Source organism: Mesorhizobium sp. IMUNJ 23033, assembly GCF_044778005.1.
Classification (GTDB): Bacteria; Pseudomonadota; Alphaproteobacteria; order Rhizobiales; family Rhizobiaceae; genus Mesorhizobium; species Mesorhizobium amorphae_A.
The window spans coordinates 17,326-31,658 of the sequence record NZ_JBJACT010000038.1 but is presented as its reverse complement, the minus strand read 5'-3'; the positions used below and the strand labels follow the sequence as shown (position 1 = coordinate 31,658).

Annotated in this window: 15 protein-coding genes; 10 read left to right on the top strand and 5 right to left on the bottom strand. The window is 64.8% G+C overall.

The features are described 5' to 3' along the window. Positions 1-20: 20 nt before the first annotated feature. From argH to ACFX5Q_RS30245, 6 genes are all read left to right on the top strand, one after another. Positions 21-1,421 (top strand): argininosuccinate lyase, encoded by a 1,401-nt coding sequence (gene argH, locus ACFX5Q_RS30270; protein ID WP_404283775.1) that lies wholly within the window; start codon positions 21-23, stop codon positions 1,419-1,421. Between the two features lie 88 nt (positions 1,422-1,509). Continuing rightward, positions 1,510-1,716 carry a hypothetical protein gene (locus ACFX5Q_RS30265; RefSeq protein WP_120016324.1) on the top strand — a complete coding sequence of 69 codons (207 nt, stop codon included), beginning with the start codon at positions 1,510-1,512 and terminating at the stop codon, positions 1,714-1,716. 52 nt (positions 1,717-1,768) lie between these two features. Next, positions 1,769-3,037, top strand: a complete 1,269-nt coding sequence (lysA, locus tag ACFX5Q_RS30260) for a diaminopimelate decarboxylase (protein WP_404283774.1) — start codon at positions 1,769-1,771, stop codon at positions 3,035-3,037. A 47-nt stretch (positions 3,038-3,084) separates the two neighbouring features. Then, positions 3,085-4,026, top strand: a complete 942-nt coding sequence (locus ACFX5Q_RS30255) for a threonine/serine dehydratase (RefSeq protein ID WP_404283773.1) — start codon at positions 3,085-3,087, stop codon at positions 4,024-4,026. 113 nt (positions 4,027-4,139) lie between these two features. Then, positions 4,140-6,728, top strand: a complete 2,589-nt coding sequence (locus tag ACFX5Q_RS30250; protein WP_404283771.1) for a TIGR02302 family protein — start codon at positions 4,140-4,142, stop codon at positions 6,726-6,728. 41 nt (positions 6,729-6,769) lie between these two features. Beyond that, positions 6,770-7,162, top strand: coding sequence for a glyoxalase superfamily protein (locus ACFX5Q_RS30245; protein WP_404283769.1), 393 nt, complete (start codon positions 6,770-6,772; stop codon positions 7,160-7,162). On the opposite strand, the gene ACFX5Q_RS30240 is transcribed toward ACFX5Q_RS30245, so the two are convergent. Beyond that, entirely contained in the window at positions 7,146-8,030 is an 885-nt protein-coding gene (locus ACFX5Q_RS30240; protein ID WP_404283767.1) for a LysR substrate-binding domain-containing protein, read from the bottom strand. The two genes, ACFX5Q_RS30245 and ACFX5Q_RS30240, sit on opposite strands and share 17 nt — an antisense overlap. 209 nt (positions 8,031-8,239) lie before the next feature. Here ACFX5Q_RS30240 and ACFX5Q_RS30235 point away from each other — a divergent pair, with 209 nt between their 5' ends. Beyond that, positions 8,240-9,190: a DMT family transporter gene (locus ACFX5Q_RS30235; RefSeq protein WP_404283765.1), complete on the top strand. Its 951-nt coding sequence runs from the start codon at positions 8,240-8,242 to the stop codon at positions 9,188-9,190. 61 nt (positions 9,191-9,251) lie between these two features. Here the strand turns inward: ACFX5Q_RS30235 and ACFX5Q_RS30230 are convergent, their stop codons facing one another. From ACFX5Q_RS30230 to ACFX5Q_RS30220, 3 genes are all read right to left on the bottom strand, one after another. Further along, the gene (locus tag ACFX5Q_RS30230) at positions 9,252-9,623 is read right to left on the bottom strand and encodes a response regulator (RefSeq protein WP_192182480.1); all 372 of its coding nucleotides are present in this window, start codon (positions 9,621-9,623) and stop codon (positions 9,252-9,254) included. A gap of 53 nt (positions 9,624-9,676) precedes the next feature. Further along, a complete protein-coding gene (gene hpt / locus ACFX5Q_RS30225) occupies positions 9,677-10,219 on the bottom strand; it encodes a hypoxanthine phosphoribosyltransferase (protein WP_006200213.1) in 543 nt (180 codons plus the stop codon). Positions 10,220-10,334: 115 nt separating this feature from the next. After that, entirely contained in the window at positions 10,335-10,982 is a 648-nt protein-coding gene (locus ACFX5Q_RS30220; RefSeq protein ID WP_404283813.1) for a hypothetical protein, read from the bottom strand. Positions 10,983-11,159: 177 nt separating this feature from the next. Between ACFX5Q_RS30220 and ftsE the strand changes: the two genes are divergently transcribed. From ftsE to ACFX5Q_RS30205, 3 genes are all read left to right on the top strand, one after another. Next, positions 11,160-11,819 carry a cell division ATP-binding protein FtsE gene (ftsE, locus tag ACFX5Q_RS30215; protein WP_006200215.1) on the top strand — a complete coding sequence of 220 codons (660 nt, stop codon included), beginning with the start codon at positions 11,160-11,162 and terminating at the stop codon, positions 11,817-11,819. After that, complete coding sequence (locus ACFX5Q_RS30210; RefSeq protein WP_404283811.1) at positions 11,812-12,801, top strand: cell division protein FtsX; 990 nt, start codon at positions 11,812-11,814, stop codon at positions 12,799-12,801. The genes ftsE and ACFX5Q_RS30210 overlap by 8 nt, the downstream gene beginning before the upstream one ends. A gap of 125 nt (positions 12,802-12,926) precedes the next feature. After that, positions 12,927-13,649 carry a YdcF family protein gene (locus tag ACFX5Q_RS30205; protein WP_404283763.1) on the top strand — a complete coding sequence of 241 codons (723 nt, stop codon included), beginning with the start codon at positions 12,927-12,929 and terminating at the stop codon, positions 13,647-13,649. A gap of 13 nt (positions 13,650-13,662) precedes the next feature. On the opposite strand, the gene ACFX5Q_RS30200 is transcribed toward ACFX5Q_RS30205, so the two are convergent. Then, a complete protein-coding gene (locus ACFX5Q_RS30200; protein ID WP_404283762.1) occupies positions 13,663-14,298 on the bottom strand; it encodes a pyridoxamine 5'-phosphate oxidase family protein in 636 nt (211 codons plus the stop codon). Between the last annotated feature and the right edge of the window lie 35 nt (positions 14,299-14,333).

The window sequence follows — 14,333 nt, the reverse complement described above, 5'->3', positions numbered from 1 at the left end:
CGGAGCACGGGTTTATAGCGATGAGCGACAAGAAGGCCAGCAACCAGATGTGGGGCGGACGTTTTGCCTCGGGTCCGGGCGCGATCATGGAAGCGATCAACGCGTCGATCTCGTTCGACCGCAAGCTCTACGCGCAGGACATCAGAGGCTCGATCGCGCATAGCGATATGTTGGCGCAAACGGGCATTATTTCGGCGGCCGATCAAGAAAAAATCGCTCACGGGCTGAACACGATTCTGAAAGAGATCGAGGCCGGCAGCTTCGAATTCTCGACCCGGCTGGAAGACATCCACATGAATATCGAGGCTCGCCTCGCCGATCTGATCGGCCCGGCCGCCGGCCGCCTGCACACCGCCCGTTCGCGCAACGACCAGGTGGCGGTCGACCTCCGGCTTTGGGTCAAGGACGAGTGCTTGCGTGTCGCCGAAGCGCTGAAGGGACTGATCGCCGCCTTCCTGGAGCGGGCCGAGGAGCATGCGGCAACCGTGATGCCGGGCTTCACCCATATGCAGGCGGCGCAACCGGTGACCTTCGGCCATCACTGCATGGCCTATGTCGAGATGTTCTCGCGCGACCTGTCGCGGGTGCGCGACGCCATCGAGCGCATGGACGAAAGCCCGCTCGGCGCGGCAGCACTTGCCGGCACCAGCTTTGCCATCGACCGCCACCTGACCGCCAAGGCGCTCGGCTTCCGCGAACCGATGCGCAACTCGCTGGACAGCGTCTCGGACCGCGATTTCGCGCTCGAGTTCCTGGCGCTGGCGGCGATCTGCGCCACTCATCTGTCGCGGCTGGCCGAGGAGATTATCATCTGGTCGACGCCGCAATTCGGTTTCGTCAGGCTGTCGGACAGCTTCTCCACCGGCTCCTCGATCATGCCGCAGAAGAAGAACCCCGACGCCGCCGAACTGGTGCGCGGCAAGACCGGCCGCGTCACCGGCCATCTTGTCGGCCTGCTGACGGTCATGAAGGGCATGCCACTGACCTATGGCAAGGACATGCAGGAAGACAAGGAATCCGTCTTCGACGCCGCCGAGACGCTCGACCTGATGCTGGCGGCGATGACCGGCATGGTGCGCGACATGACAGTGAATGCTGCCGCGATGAAGAAGGCGGCGGGCTCCGGCCATGCGACCGCGACCGACCTTGCCGACTGGCTGGTGCGCACGCTCGGCCTGCCGTTCCGCGAGGCGCATCACGTCACCGGCCGCGCGGTGGCGCTGGCCGAGGAAAAGAAGGTAGGTCTGGAGAAGACCTCGCTGGAGGATTTGCAATCGATCCATCCCGGCATCACCGCGGACATTTTTTCGGTGCTGGCCGTGCAGAACTCGGTCAAGAGCCGCGTGAGCTTCGGCGGCACCGCACCATCGGAAGTCAGGAAGCAGATCCGCTACTGGAAAAAGCGTCTGGCCAAGGCGTGACCTCAGCGGCGGCCTGATTTGCCGGGGTGCAAAGGCCCAAAAATTTCGCTAGAAGCAGGCAACGGATTTTTCTCGGACGGATGGATCGATGACCGGAAGCAGGATTTTGGTGACGCTGACGTTGCTGGCGGCGATGGCCGCCGTGACGGCCTGCGGCAGGAAGGCCGGCCTCGACACCCCTTACGAGGCCGCCGTGCAGGCCCGCAAGGACGCCGAGAAAGCCAAGCAGCCCGTGCCGCCGGAGCCGGAAAAACCGGTCGAGGACAAGAAGTTCATTCTCGACCCGCTGCTCTAGAGCCGATGAGATCACCCGATCTCATCGTGCTCCAACTTCCGGAACCACTCTCGTGAACCATTTCGACTACCGCGACGGCGTGCTCTACGCCGAGGACGTGGCGATTTCAGACATCGCCGCAAGCGTCGGCACGCCGTTCTATTGCTATTCGACGGCGACGCTGACCAGGCATTTTCGTGTCTTTGCCCAGGCTTTTGCCGGGCTCGACGCGTTGGTCTGCTATGCCATGAAGGCGAATTCCAACCAGGCGGTGCTGCGCACGCTGGCCAGGCTCGGTGCGGGCGCCGACGTCGTATCGGAAGGCGAGTTGCGCCGCGCGCTGGCCGCCGGCATCCCGGCCAGCAAGATCCTGTTTTCGGGCGTCGGCAAGACCGCGCGCGAAATGGACTTTGCGCTGTCAGCCGGCATCCTCTGCTTCAACGTCGAATCCGAGCCCGAACTCGAGCTGCTGTCGGCCCGCGCAGCGGCACTCGGCAAGGTGGCGCCGGTCTCGCTGCGCATCAACCCGGACGTCGACGCCAGGACCCACAAGAAGATCTCCACCGGCAAGGCCGAGAACAAGTTCGGCATTCCCTGGCAGAAGGCGCGGCAGGTCTATGCCCGTGCGGCAGCGCTGCCCGGCATCAAGGTCACCGGCATCGACACCCATATCGGCAGCCAGATCACCGAGTTGCAGCCCTTCGACGATGCCTTTGCCCTGCTCGTCGATCTGGTCGGCGCGCTGCGCGCCGACGGGCATGCGATCGAGCATGTCGATCTCGGCGGCGGCCTCGGCATTCCCTACCGAGTCGACAACAGCCCGCCACCGCTGCCCGACGCCTATGCCGAGATCGTCAGGAAGCACGTCACCAAGCTCGGCCTCAAGGTCATGTTCGAACCGGGCCGCCTGATCGTCGGCAATGCCGGCATCCTGGTCTCGGAAGTGATCTTCGTGAAGGAAGGCGACGCCAAGAATTTCCTCGTCGTCGACGCCGCCATGAACGACCTGATCCGGCCGACGCTGTACGACGCCTTCCACGACATCAGGCCGGTGGTGCAGCAGCCGGCGGCAGCACCGCGCATGACGGTCGACGTGGTCGGCCCGGTCTGCGAGACCGGCGACTATATCGGCCTCGACCGCGACCTGCCCAGGCTGAAGGCCGGCGACCTGATCGCGATTGCCACCGCCGGCGCCTATGGCGCGGTGCAGGCCGGCACCTACAACACCCGGCTCTTGGTGCCGGAAGTGCTGGTTGACGGCGACCGTTTCCATGTCGTGCGCCCGCGCCAGACCTATGACGAACTGATCGGACTGGACTCGGTGCCCGACTGGTTGAAATAGGCTGCGGTCCCGAACCGGGGTCCACTTCAAACCCCAGAGAGCAAGATATGGCCAGCAGCACTTTGATCACCCGCGAACGCATTGCCGCGATGGAGCCCCGCATCCGGCCCTTCGTGCGCCACACGCCTGTGCTGCGCGTCGACATGGCCGATTTCGGCCGCCCGTCCCTGGCCGTCGACCTCAAGCTCGAATGCCTGCAGCATTCCGGCTCGTTCAAGGCACGCGGCGCCTTCACCAACCTCCTCGAACGCCCCGTGCCCGAGGCCGGCGTCGTCGCCGCGTCGGGCGGCAATCATGGCGCGGCTGTCGCCTATGCGGCCATGCGGCTCGGCCACAAGGCCACCATCTTCGTTCCCGAAGTGAGCCCGCCGGCCAAGCTCGACCGGATCCGCGGCTACGGCGCCGAACTGGTCGTCGGCGGCGCCCGCTACGCCGAGGCACTGGCCGCCAGCGAGAGCTTCGCCGAGAAAACCGGTGCGCTGCAAATCCACGCCTTCAACCAGGAGGAGACGCTAGTCGGGCAAGGCACGCTCGGTCTCGAGATAGAAGCCGACCTGCCCGAGATCGATACCTTGCTCGTCGCCGTCGGTGGCGGTGGCCTGATCGGCGGCATCGCCGCCTGGTTTGCCGGCCGCATCAGGATCGTCGCCATCGAGCCGGAAGGCGCGCCAACGCTGCATCGCGCTTTCGAGGCCGGACGGCCCGTCGACGCGCCGGCCGAAGGCATCGCCGCCGATTCGTTGGCGCCGAAGCGGGTCGGCGAAATGATGTTCCCGATCGCCGAAGCCTATGTCGAACTTTCCCTTCTGGTCAGCGACGACGACATCATCGCCGCCCAGAAAGCGCTGTGGGACCGGGTGCGAATCATCTCCGAGCCGGGCGGTGCGGCGGCCTTCGCGGCCGTGCTGTCCGGCCGCTACCAGCCGGCGCCGGGCGAGCGTATTGCGGTTCTGGTGTGCGGCGCGAACACCAATCCCGCAAAATTCTGACCATAACCGGTCAAGAATTCTTCTCGTTTTCGGAACCGCCTCGCCTTTGCCGTGTTTGCTGGTAAACTTCTGTCCGTAAGGTTCGGGCTATCCCGCCCGGACAGGAAGGGCCGATGACGGAACGACCCACTTCCAGCGGCGATCGCGGACTGGCCGGGCGTCTTGCCTTGAGCCGGCTGGCGACGCGGGTCTCAATGGTTGTCGAACGCGGCTGGCCGTTGCTTCTGCCGCTGATCATTATCGCCAGCCTGTTCCTCAGTGTTTCATGGCTCGGCCTGTTTTCGCTTCTGCCCGATCCGGCGCGCATCGGCGTCCTTGCAGCGTTCGCCATCGCCGCCCTTGCCGCCCTCTATCCGCTGCGTTTCTTCCGCCTGCCCTCCGCCGCTGAGATCGATCGGCGCATCGAAGCGGCCAACGAGCTTCTGCACAGCCCGGTTCTGGTGCAGACCGACCGGCCGAGCGGGCGCGAGAGCATCTTTTCGCAGGCGCTGTGGCGCGAACACCAGAAACGCATGGCCGAGCGGCTGGGCAACCTTGGCGGCGACCGGCCGCGCACACGCGTGCCGGAGCGCGACCGCTGGGGCTTGCGCGCCGTGGCGGTGCTGCTGCTCGTCACTGCCTTTGCCTTCTCCTTCGGCCCCTCGGGCGGCAAGTTGAGCGACGGCTTCGTGGCGCGCGCGGCGCGCGACACCGTGCCGCCGCGCATCGATGCCTGGGTGACGCCGCCAGCCTATACCGGCAAGCCGCCGATCTTCCTCACCGCCGACGCCAACCAGGCCGCTCCGACCTTCACCGTTCCGCAAGGCAGCGATGTCTCGCTGCGCGTCACCGGCGGCTCGGGCGAGGAAACGCTTGATTACGCCGACAAGGACGGCAATGCCCGCGCCATAGACCCCGCCGGGCCCCCTGCAGCCAAGCCTGTGGCGAACACGGCGGCGCCCAAGGTGCGCCGGTTCACCGGCAAGCTGACCAGCGACGGCACGCTGACGCTGAAGTCGGGCGAGGATGACCTCGGCCACTGGGCCTTCGCCGTGATCCCTGACAAGCCGCCGACGATCCGTTTCGTCGGCGAACCCAAGCGTGCCGTCAACGGTGCCTTCGAGCTCAACTACCAGATCGACGACGACTATGGCGCAGCCTCCGCCAAGGCGGTTATCGTGCCCGCCGACCCGCAGCCGCCGAATGCGCATCCGCTCTATGGCCCGCCCGATCTACCGTTGGTGCTGCCTCGCCGCGGCGGCAAGGGCAATGCCGCCAAGACCAGCAAGGACCTGACCGAGCACGTCTGGGCCGGCAGCAACATCAAGCTGACGCTTGTCGCCACCGACGACGCCGGACACACCGCGAGCAGTGAAACCAAGACCCTGGTCATGCCGGAACGGCCCTTCTCCAATCCGCTGGCGAGAGCCGTGATCGAGCAGCGCCGCATGCTGGCGCTCGACGCCAATGCCAAGCCGCGCGTGCTCGACTTGATGGATGCCATCACGCTGCGCCCCGAAGACACCTTCGACAACATGGCGCACTATCTCGCCATCATGAGCGCCCACAGCCGGCTGAAGATGGCCGGCAACGACGACCAGTTGCGCAACGTGGTGTCCTATCTCTGGGAGATCGCGCTCGGCATTGAGGAAGGCAATCTGTCGGCGGCCGAAAGGCGGCTGCGCCAGGCACAGCAGGCCCTGCAGGACGCCATCAAGAACGGCGCCAGCGACGCAGAGATCGACAAGTTGATGAAAGAACTGCGCGAGGCGATGAACCAGTTCCTGCAGGAGTTCGCCGAGCGCGCGCAGCAGAACCCGAACGCACCGCAGATGCAGCAGAACGGCCAGGAGCTGCGCCAGAGCGACATCGATCGCATGATGGACGAGATCGAGAACCTGGCAAAATCAGGCGACCGCGACCGCGCCCAGCAGCTTTTGTCGGAATTGCAGGACATGATGAACAATTTGCAGGCCGGCCGTCGCCAGCCCGGCGGCGAGCAGGACAGCGAGATGCGCCAGCAGATGGACAAGCTCGGCGAGATCATGCGACGCCAGCAGGAGATGATGAACGACACTTTCCGCATGGACCAGATGCAACGCGGCCAGCGCCAGCGCGGCGAGAATCGCGACGAGCAGCTCGGCGAAAACGGTGGCGGCCAGGATGAGGACAAACCCGGCCCGGGCGACGACCGCGATCCGCTCGCCCGCCCGAAGCAGATGACGCCGCAGGAATTCGCCGAAGCGCTGAAGCAGCTTCAGGAAGGCCAAGGCAAGCTGCAAAGCGACCTCGAGCAGCTGAAGAAGGGGCTGGAAGGCATGGGCATGCAGCCCAATGAGGGATTTGGCGAGGCCGGCAAGTCCATGGGCAATGCCGAACAGGCGCTCGGCGAGGGCGAGGGCGACCAAGCCGTCGGCCACCAGGGCCGCGCGCTGGAGGCGCTGCGCAAGGGCGCCAAGGACATGATGAAGCAGATGCAGGCCATGCAGGGCGACGAGGGCGGCAGCGAGCAGGGCGGCCGCCAGCAGAACGCCGACCGCGACCCGCTCGGCCGGCCGCGCGCCACAAGGGGTCCCGACGACGGCACCGAGGTGAAGGTGCCTGACGAGATCGACGTCCAGCGCGCGCGCCAGATCCTGGAAGCAATCCGCAAGCGGCTCGGCAATGCGCTCAGCCCCGACATCGAACGCAGCTATCTCGAGCGGCTGCTGGACCTGAAATAGCGGGTCCTGCCACCCCAATCTCCTCGAACGGTCGCAACGCCATGCCGAAGCTCGGTGCTAGCACCCCGATCCTGCGCATCTTCGACATCGCCAAGGCGCATGAATTCTATCTCGGCTTTCTCGGTTTCGAGGTGCGGTTCGAACATCGCTTCGACGACAATGCGCCGCTCTATACAGGCATTGCCCGCGACGGTTGCGAACTGCATCTGAGCGAGCATCACGGCGACGGCTCGCCGGGCTCCCACATACGCATCGCGGTGGCCGATATCGCGGCATTGCATCGCGAACTGATCGGCAAGAAATACCGCTTTGCCAGGCCGGGGCTGGAAGAGACGCCCTGGCGGACGAAGGAAGTCACCGTCGGCGATCCGTTCGGCAACCGCCTGACCTTCTACGAGGACATGCCCGCCCCGACAGTCACAGATCCGGCGTGATACCCGCCTGACTGGTGAGCATGAACGCCTCGCGGATCGCCTGTTCCATGCTGTCGATGGCTTCGCCGGAAACGCTCGGATTACGGTGCAGAACGACATTCGAGGAATCGATGTCGCCGAAGCCGTCGGCTGCGCCGAGCTCGCGGCAGCCGGCGGGAATGTTGCTGCGGGAGATCGGCGCGATCGCCAGGCCCGAGGTCACGGCGAGCGTCAGGCCGCCATTCGTGTCGCTGGTATAGGCGACGCGGTAGCCGACGCCGCGCTGCTCCAGCGACTTGATGGCGAAGTCGCGGCACCAGCCGCCGCGGTTGTAGAGCGCGATCGGCACCGGCCGCTCCTCATGCATGTGATGGATGGCCGACGTGACCCAGACGGTCGGGTCATGCATCAGCACCTCGCCGCCCGACAGACCTTCCCATTCGAACACCACGGCGAGATCGAGCTGGCCCGCCGCCAGCGCCCGCATCTGCGAGTCGGAATGGGCGTAGCGCACCGTGACCTCGACCTGCGGATGGCGTTTGGCGAAGGCGCCGAGCGCGCGCGACAGGATCGAATGTCCATATTCGGCCGGGATGCCGATGCGCACCGGGCCATCGAGCGGCGGCGCCACCAGCGACGCCGCCGTCTCGTCGAGCAGCGAGACGATGCGCCTGGCATTGACGATCAATTCACCGCCGCGGCGCGTCAGCGAAACGCCGCGCGAGCCGCGCTCGAACAGGCTGTCGCCGACCATGCCTTCGAGCTTCTTCATCTGCATTGAGACAGCCGACTGGGTGCGGCCTGCCTGTTCCGCCGCCTTGGTGAAATTGCCGGTCTCGGCCACCGCGACGAAGGTGCGCAGGAGGTCGCTGTCGAGGGTAGGCTTCATCGCAATTCGCCATAAGAATTTTTGATCGCTGACATCATTTCAATTCGTTTGCAACATGTCAAACGCCAGCCGATAGTCACCTCTCCCATTGGATATGTGACCGCGAAATCGGTTGCGGACCAATCGAAGAGTCCTCACTCATACCCGCTGCCCGAAAACGGTGGCGGGTTCTTTTTATGTAGGCAGTGGCTCGCGGGGGGCCGAAGCATATGCAGAACCGGATGACGCTTGGCATCCTGAGCCTCTGTCTGGGCGTCCTGGTCTTTTCGCTGCAGGACCCGCTCGTCAAAGCGGTATCGGGAGCCTATCCGGTGACCGAGGTGATGGCGATCCGCGCGATCGTCGCTCTTCCCATACTGATCGTTCTCGTCCACGCCGATGTTGGATTGCGGGCTTTGCTGTCGCGGCGCTTCGGCCTGCTGACGTTGCGCGCCTTCATCCAGTTCTCGTCCTACACGGTCTATTATCTGGCGATCGCCGCCCTGCCGCTGGCCGACGCGGTGGCGCTTTATTTCATGGCGCCTTTATTCATCATGGCGCTGGCCGGCCCCTATCTCGGCGAGCGCGTCTCATGGCAGACGCTGGCGACCGTTCTGATCGGCCTGGTCGGCGTTCTGGTGATGCTGCGCCCCGGCGCCGGATTGTTCGACTGGGCGGCCCTGCTCTCGCTCGGCTCGGCGGCGCTCTACGGTTTTTCGCAACTTATGGCGCGCAGGATCGGCGATACCGAATCGTCGACGGTCATGGCCTTCTACCAGAACGGCGCCTATCTCACTGGCGCCATCGTGGTCGCCGGCGCGTTTCACCTCGCCGGCATCACCCATGCGGTCCATCCGAGCCTCGAATTCCTGGTTCGGCCATGGGCGTGGCCCGCGCTGCCGGATTTCCTCAAGATGGCCGCCTGCGGCTTCGTCGCTTCGGCCGGCATGATCCTGTTGTCGCAGGGCTACCGACTGGCGCCGGCCAACCGCGTCGCCACCTTCGAATACACCGGCATCCTCTGGTCGCCGCTCTGGGGTTTTCTGTTCTTCGCCGAGGTGCCCAGGGGAACCACGATGCTAGGTGCGGCGCTGATTATCGGCGCCGGCCTGTTGGCGCTCAACGGCGAGCGGCGCCGCAGTGCCGTACCCGCGCTCGCCGCAACCGGCGACGCGGCTTAGAGCATTTCAGGAAAGGTGGGCAGCGGTTTTCTGTCCGAAATTGCGAAAAACAAAAAGGCGATCAGGCGAAACAGGTCAGCGCGCGTCCAACACGGGCGCGGATCTCGGCCAGCGTAAACGGCTTCTGCACGACGTCGAGAATGATGCCGTTCAGTTCCTCGGCGCGCTCGCGCTGGTCGGCATAGCCCGTCATCAGCAGGATCTTCATCGCCGGGAACAGCTTCGCTGCAGCGGTCGCCATCTCGATGCCGTCCATCTCCGGCATGCGAATGTCGGAAACCACCAGATCGTAGCCGCCACGGGCCTGCTGGATCAGCGCCAGCCCTTGTGCGCCATCGGCGGCGATGGCCACGCTGTGCCCATCGCGTTCAAGCGCGCGGGCGGCGAGAGTGCGGACGGACTCATCGTCCTCGACGATCAGAAGCTTTGCCATGGGCGGCATATTTGGCGGTGAAAAGTTGACTTTTCCTGAACCGCGAACGGCTTTTATGCATCCCCTTTGACGACGCCTACGAACGGCAATTCGCGAAACGCGTGCGCGACATCCATGCCGTAGCCGACGACGAAATAGTCGGGGCAGTCGAAGCCGACATAATCGGCGTTGAGCGCCGTCTGGCGGCGCATGCGCTTGTCGAGCAGAACGGCGATCGAACAGCTTTTGGCGCCGCGCGACAGCATCAGGTCACGGGTGAAGGAGAGCGTCTTGCCGGATTCGAGAATGTCGTCGATCAGCAGCACGTCGCGGCCGGCGACCTCATTGTCAATGTCGCGCAGCACCCTCACCTCGCCGCTGGTGGTGCCGGCGCCATAGCTGGAAATGAAGATGAACTCGACCTCCGGCGACAGGCCGACATCGTGCATGGCGCGGATGAGGTCGGCGGCAAAGATAAAGGAGCCCTTCAGCACCGAAATCACCAGGAGGTCGTGGTAGTCGTGACCGGCTATCTCTTTGGCGAGTTCAAGATTGCGCCGGGCGATCGCCGACGCCGAAAACAGGACCTCGATGTCCTTGCCACGCACAACTGGCATTGTTGGCCCTCCAGGCGCTCTGCCTACAGGGCCACGGCCTTTTGGGCCTGCGGAAGCGCTGTAGACCTTTTTGATTTTGCACACGATCTCAGGAAACCGGTTCCTGGACCGAGCCTTAGCCGGCGAATGTGACCGATACGGCCTTGACCCCGTTTCTAGGCACATCGAGGCGGCTGGAAAAGCCGAATCTTTCGCCGGGCGCCAAGGACCGGCTGGATGTCCCCAGCGTATAGCGCGTTACCCGGCTGTCATTGCCGGTGACCCGAATCTCCAGAGGCGGCAACGGTGCGGCCTTTGCCCCGTCATTGGCGGCTTCGCCATCGACGAACAGGACCGGCTTCAGCCCCGAAGCATCGATGCGCGAGGTGACGCCCGAGATGCTGACCGCGACACCGGCTTGCCGCTCGGCGGCCCAGAACGGCGATTGGCGCACCAGTGCGTGGCCGCCCGAGACCCAGAAGGCGGCAAGTGCCGCGCCGACGCCGGCGATCCAGAAGATCGGCCCGCCGCGCGAGGCCGGCGGGCGCTCTGCTGCGGCTTCGGGTTTGAGCAGCATCTCCATGCCTTCGATCGAGGGCGCATCGCTCATGCGCGATGCAGGCGGCGACAGGATTTCCGCCTTGACGCCATGGCGCGGCAGCACCTCATAATCGGCATCGACGATGTCGGCGGCCGGCGCGCGCGGTTCCGCCGCGGCACTTGTCCCCAGCCCGGTCATGATTTCGCCGGAAACCGGGCGCGCGGTTCGATCTTCAGCCATTATGGCCCTTGTTCGTCTTCGTTTCTTTTGCGTAAACGGAAATGGTTAACGCTTCCCCACCGGAACCCCTTTGTTGAACCGAAAAACACCGAAAATTAACCGACGGTTAACCATGCCGGCCGATGGTCATTTGAGAGAAAGGGCTGGCACGCCGCCGCTGCAAGTTTCAGGTCGTCGAACGTGATCCGCTTTGAAAATGTCGGCCTCCGCTATGGCATGGGTCCGGAAATCCTCCGTGACATTTCCCTGCACATTCCGGAGCGCTCGTTCCAGTTCTTGAGCGGCCCTTCGGGCGCTGGCAAGACGACGCTGCTGCGCCTTCTGTTCATGTCGCTGAAGCCGACGCGCGGGCTGATCACCATCTTCGGCAAGGACCGCTCGCGCATCTCGCGCAGCGAACTGCCGCATCTGAGGCGCCGTATTGGCGTCGTGTTCCAGGATTTCCGTCTGCTCGACCACATGACCACCTATGAGAACGTGGCCTTGCCGCTGCGCGTGCGCGGGCGCGAGGAAGCGAGCTATCGCACCGACGTCACCGAACTGTTGAAATGGGTCGGTCTCGGCGAGCGCATGCATGTGCTGCCGCCGGTGCTGTCGGGCGGCGAAAAACAGCGCGCCGCGATCGCCCGGGCGCTGATCGAGCAACCCGAGATCCTGCTTGCCGACGAGCCGACCGGCAATGTCGACCCACCGCTGGCGCGCCGGCTGCTCAGGCTGTTCATCGAGCTCAACCGTCTCGGCACCGCGGTGGTGATCGCAACCCATGATCTCGGCCTGATGGAGCAGGTCGACGCGCGGCGCATGATCCTGGCCGGCGGGAGGCTTGATGTCTATGACTGAGCTTTCCGCAGAACACCTGCACGAACAGCCCGCCGAGATGGCCGGCGCGGCGCAGCGCGTCCAGCGCAAGATGGCGCCGATCGTGCCGGCGCAAAACATTGCTGGCCGGGCTCTGGTGCTGGTCATAGCCATCATGACCTTCCTGTCCTGCCTGACCTTCGGCGCCGTGACGCTGGTGCGCGACACCGCGTCCGTCTGGGAGAACCAGATCTCGCGCGAGGCGACGATCCAGATCAAACCGGTCGAAGGTCTCGATATGGAGGCAGCCCTTGCCCAGGCCTCGCAGATCGCCGGCGAATTCCCTGGCGTGAAGGAGACCAAGATCATCGACCGCGACGCGACCGCCCGGCTGCTGGAGCCGTGGCTGGGCTCGGGCCTCAACATCGACGAATTGCCGGTGCCGCGCCTGGTCGTCGTCACCATCGACGAGAACAACCCGCCCGACTTCGCCGCCATGCGCGCCGCGATCACGCCCAAGCTGCCGAGTGCCGCACTTGACGATCATCGCACCTGGGTCGATCGGCTGGTTGCCATGGCCCGCACCACGGTGACCATCGGCATCGCCGTGCTGGCGCTGATGCTATCGGCCACCGTGCTGACTGTGGTGTTCGCAACGCGTGGCGCCATGGCCGGCAACGGCCACATCATCGAGGTGCTGCATTTCGTCGGCGCCGAGGCGCGCTTCATCGCGCGCGAATTCCGCTGGCACTTCCTGGTCACCGGTATGAAGGGTGCTGCCGCCGGCGGGGCCGCCGCCATTCTGGTATTCATTGTCTTTTCCTGGTGGTCGTCGCGCAATATGGCGACGCCGCAGGCCGACCAGGCGACCGCCCTTTTCGGCAATTTCGCCATCGGATCGGCGGGCTATCTCGGCGTCGGCCTGATGGTCCTGGTGATCGGCGCGCTGACGGCGGCGACGTCGCATGCCACCGTGGTCACCTATCTCAGCGACATCGACATCCGTCAGCCGGACGCGGGCTGAGGTTGGGATGGCGGCATGCAGAAGAAAACGAAACTTAACCAGGAACGATCACGGGCAGAAAACTGACGTAACGCAATGTGCGCATTTTTTCCTATCAAAGGCCACATTTCAGGATTAACCATAGGATGATGGACGCGAGGGATTCAACCGGAACGGCTGGACAGATGCCAGTGGTTGGTTCCCTTTCGCATGCCCGGGGCTGGCCGAGCCGATTGGCAAGAGCCTTGCGCATCTCCGCTTTCTCCATTCTCGTGTTGGCCGCGTTGTTTACCGGCGGTTTCGGCTGGTTCGCCAGCACAGTCAGCCATATGACCACGCCAGCCAATCCGGCCAAGGCCGACGCCATCATCGTGCTCACCGGCGGGCAGTCTCGCCTCGACGCGGCGATGGACCTGCTTGCCTCCGGCAAGGGCGAGCGTCTGCTGATCAGCGGCGTCCACCCTTCGGCCAGCCGCCGCCAGCTCCAGGCCGCGACCGGCGGCGACAAGGCACTGTTTTCCTGCTGCGTCGACATCGACCGTGCCGCGCTCGACACGATCGGCAACGCCGAGGAGAGCGCCAAATGGGTGGAGAGCCACGCCTACGGTACCGTCATCCTCGTCACCAACAACTACCACATGCCGCGCAGCCTGCTGGAGATGAGCCGGTTGCTGCATGGCGCCAGGCTCGAACCCTACCCGGTGGTCAACACCAATCTCGGCAATGGTGGCTGGCTGACCAAGCCGGAAGCGCTGCGCGTGCTTTTGACCGAGTACAGCAAATATGTGCTGGCGCTGGCCCGCGGCATCGTGCCGGCTCGCCAGACCGGCAGCATCGCGGTGGCGCAAGCCGCGACAGCGCACAACTGAGCGCTGCTGGCGGTCATCTCTCTGCAGCAGCAGTGCCCAAGGCGGCGCGCAGGCCGGCAATCTCCGCTTCAAGACGTTCTATGCGCCGGTCGCGCTCGGCCAGCGCGGCTGCCACGTCGGCCGCCTCGAAGCGCTGCGGAATGTGCTGCGGGCAATTGGCGTCCCAGGCCGCAACGGTGAACAGGATGACCTGCTCGGGGCGCGCCTTGTAATCCCCTGGCATCAGCTTCGCCATCAGCTCGACGTCGTCCTCGACGATGCGGGCCGTGCCCCAGATCTTGATGCGTTGCCTGCGGGCGTAGTCGATCAGGAACAGGAAAGCCCGGGAATTGTCGCTCAGATTGCCCTGGGTGATGAATTGCCGGTTGCCGGAGAAGTCGGCAAAGCCGACCGTGCGCTCGTCGAGCACTTTCAGGAACCCGGCCGGCCCGCCGCGATGCTGGATATAGGGTTGGCCCTCGCCATTGGCCGTCGCCAGGAAGATGCTGGTCTGCGCCTCGATGAAGCCGGCAAGGTCGGGGGTGATTTCCGATTGCCAGCCGCCGCGCCCCTCGACGCGGGCATAAGCATCGCGCGAACCCTTGCGGCTCTGGATCGCCTTGACGGTCGGTGTGAAGGCGACGTCGCTGGTGAAGGTGTGGGCATTCATGGGAAACCTCCTCGGGGAACCTGTGGTCATCGCCC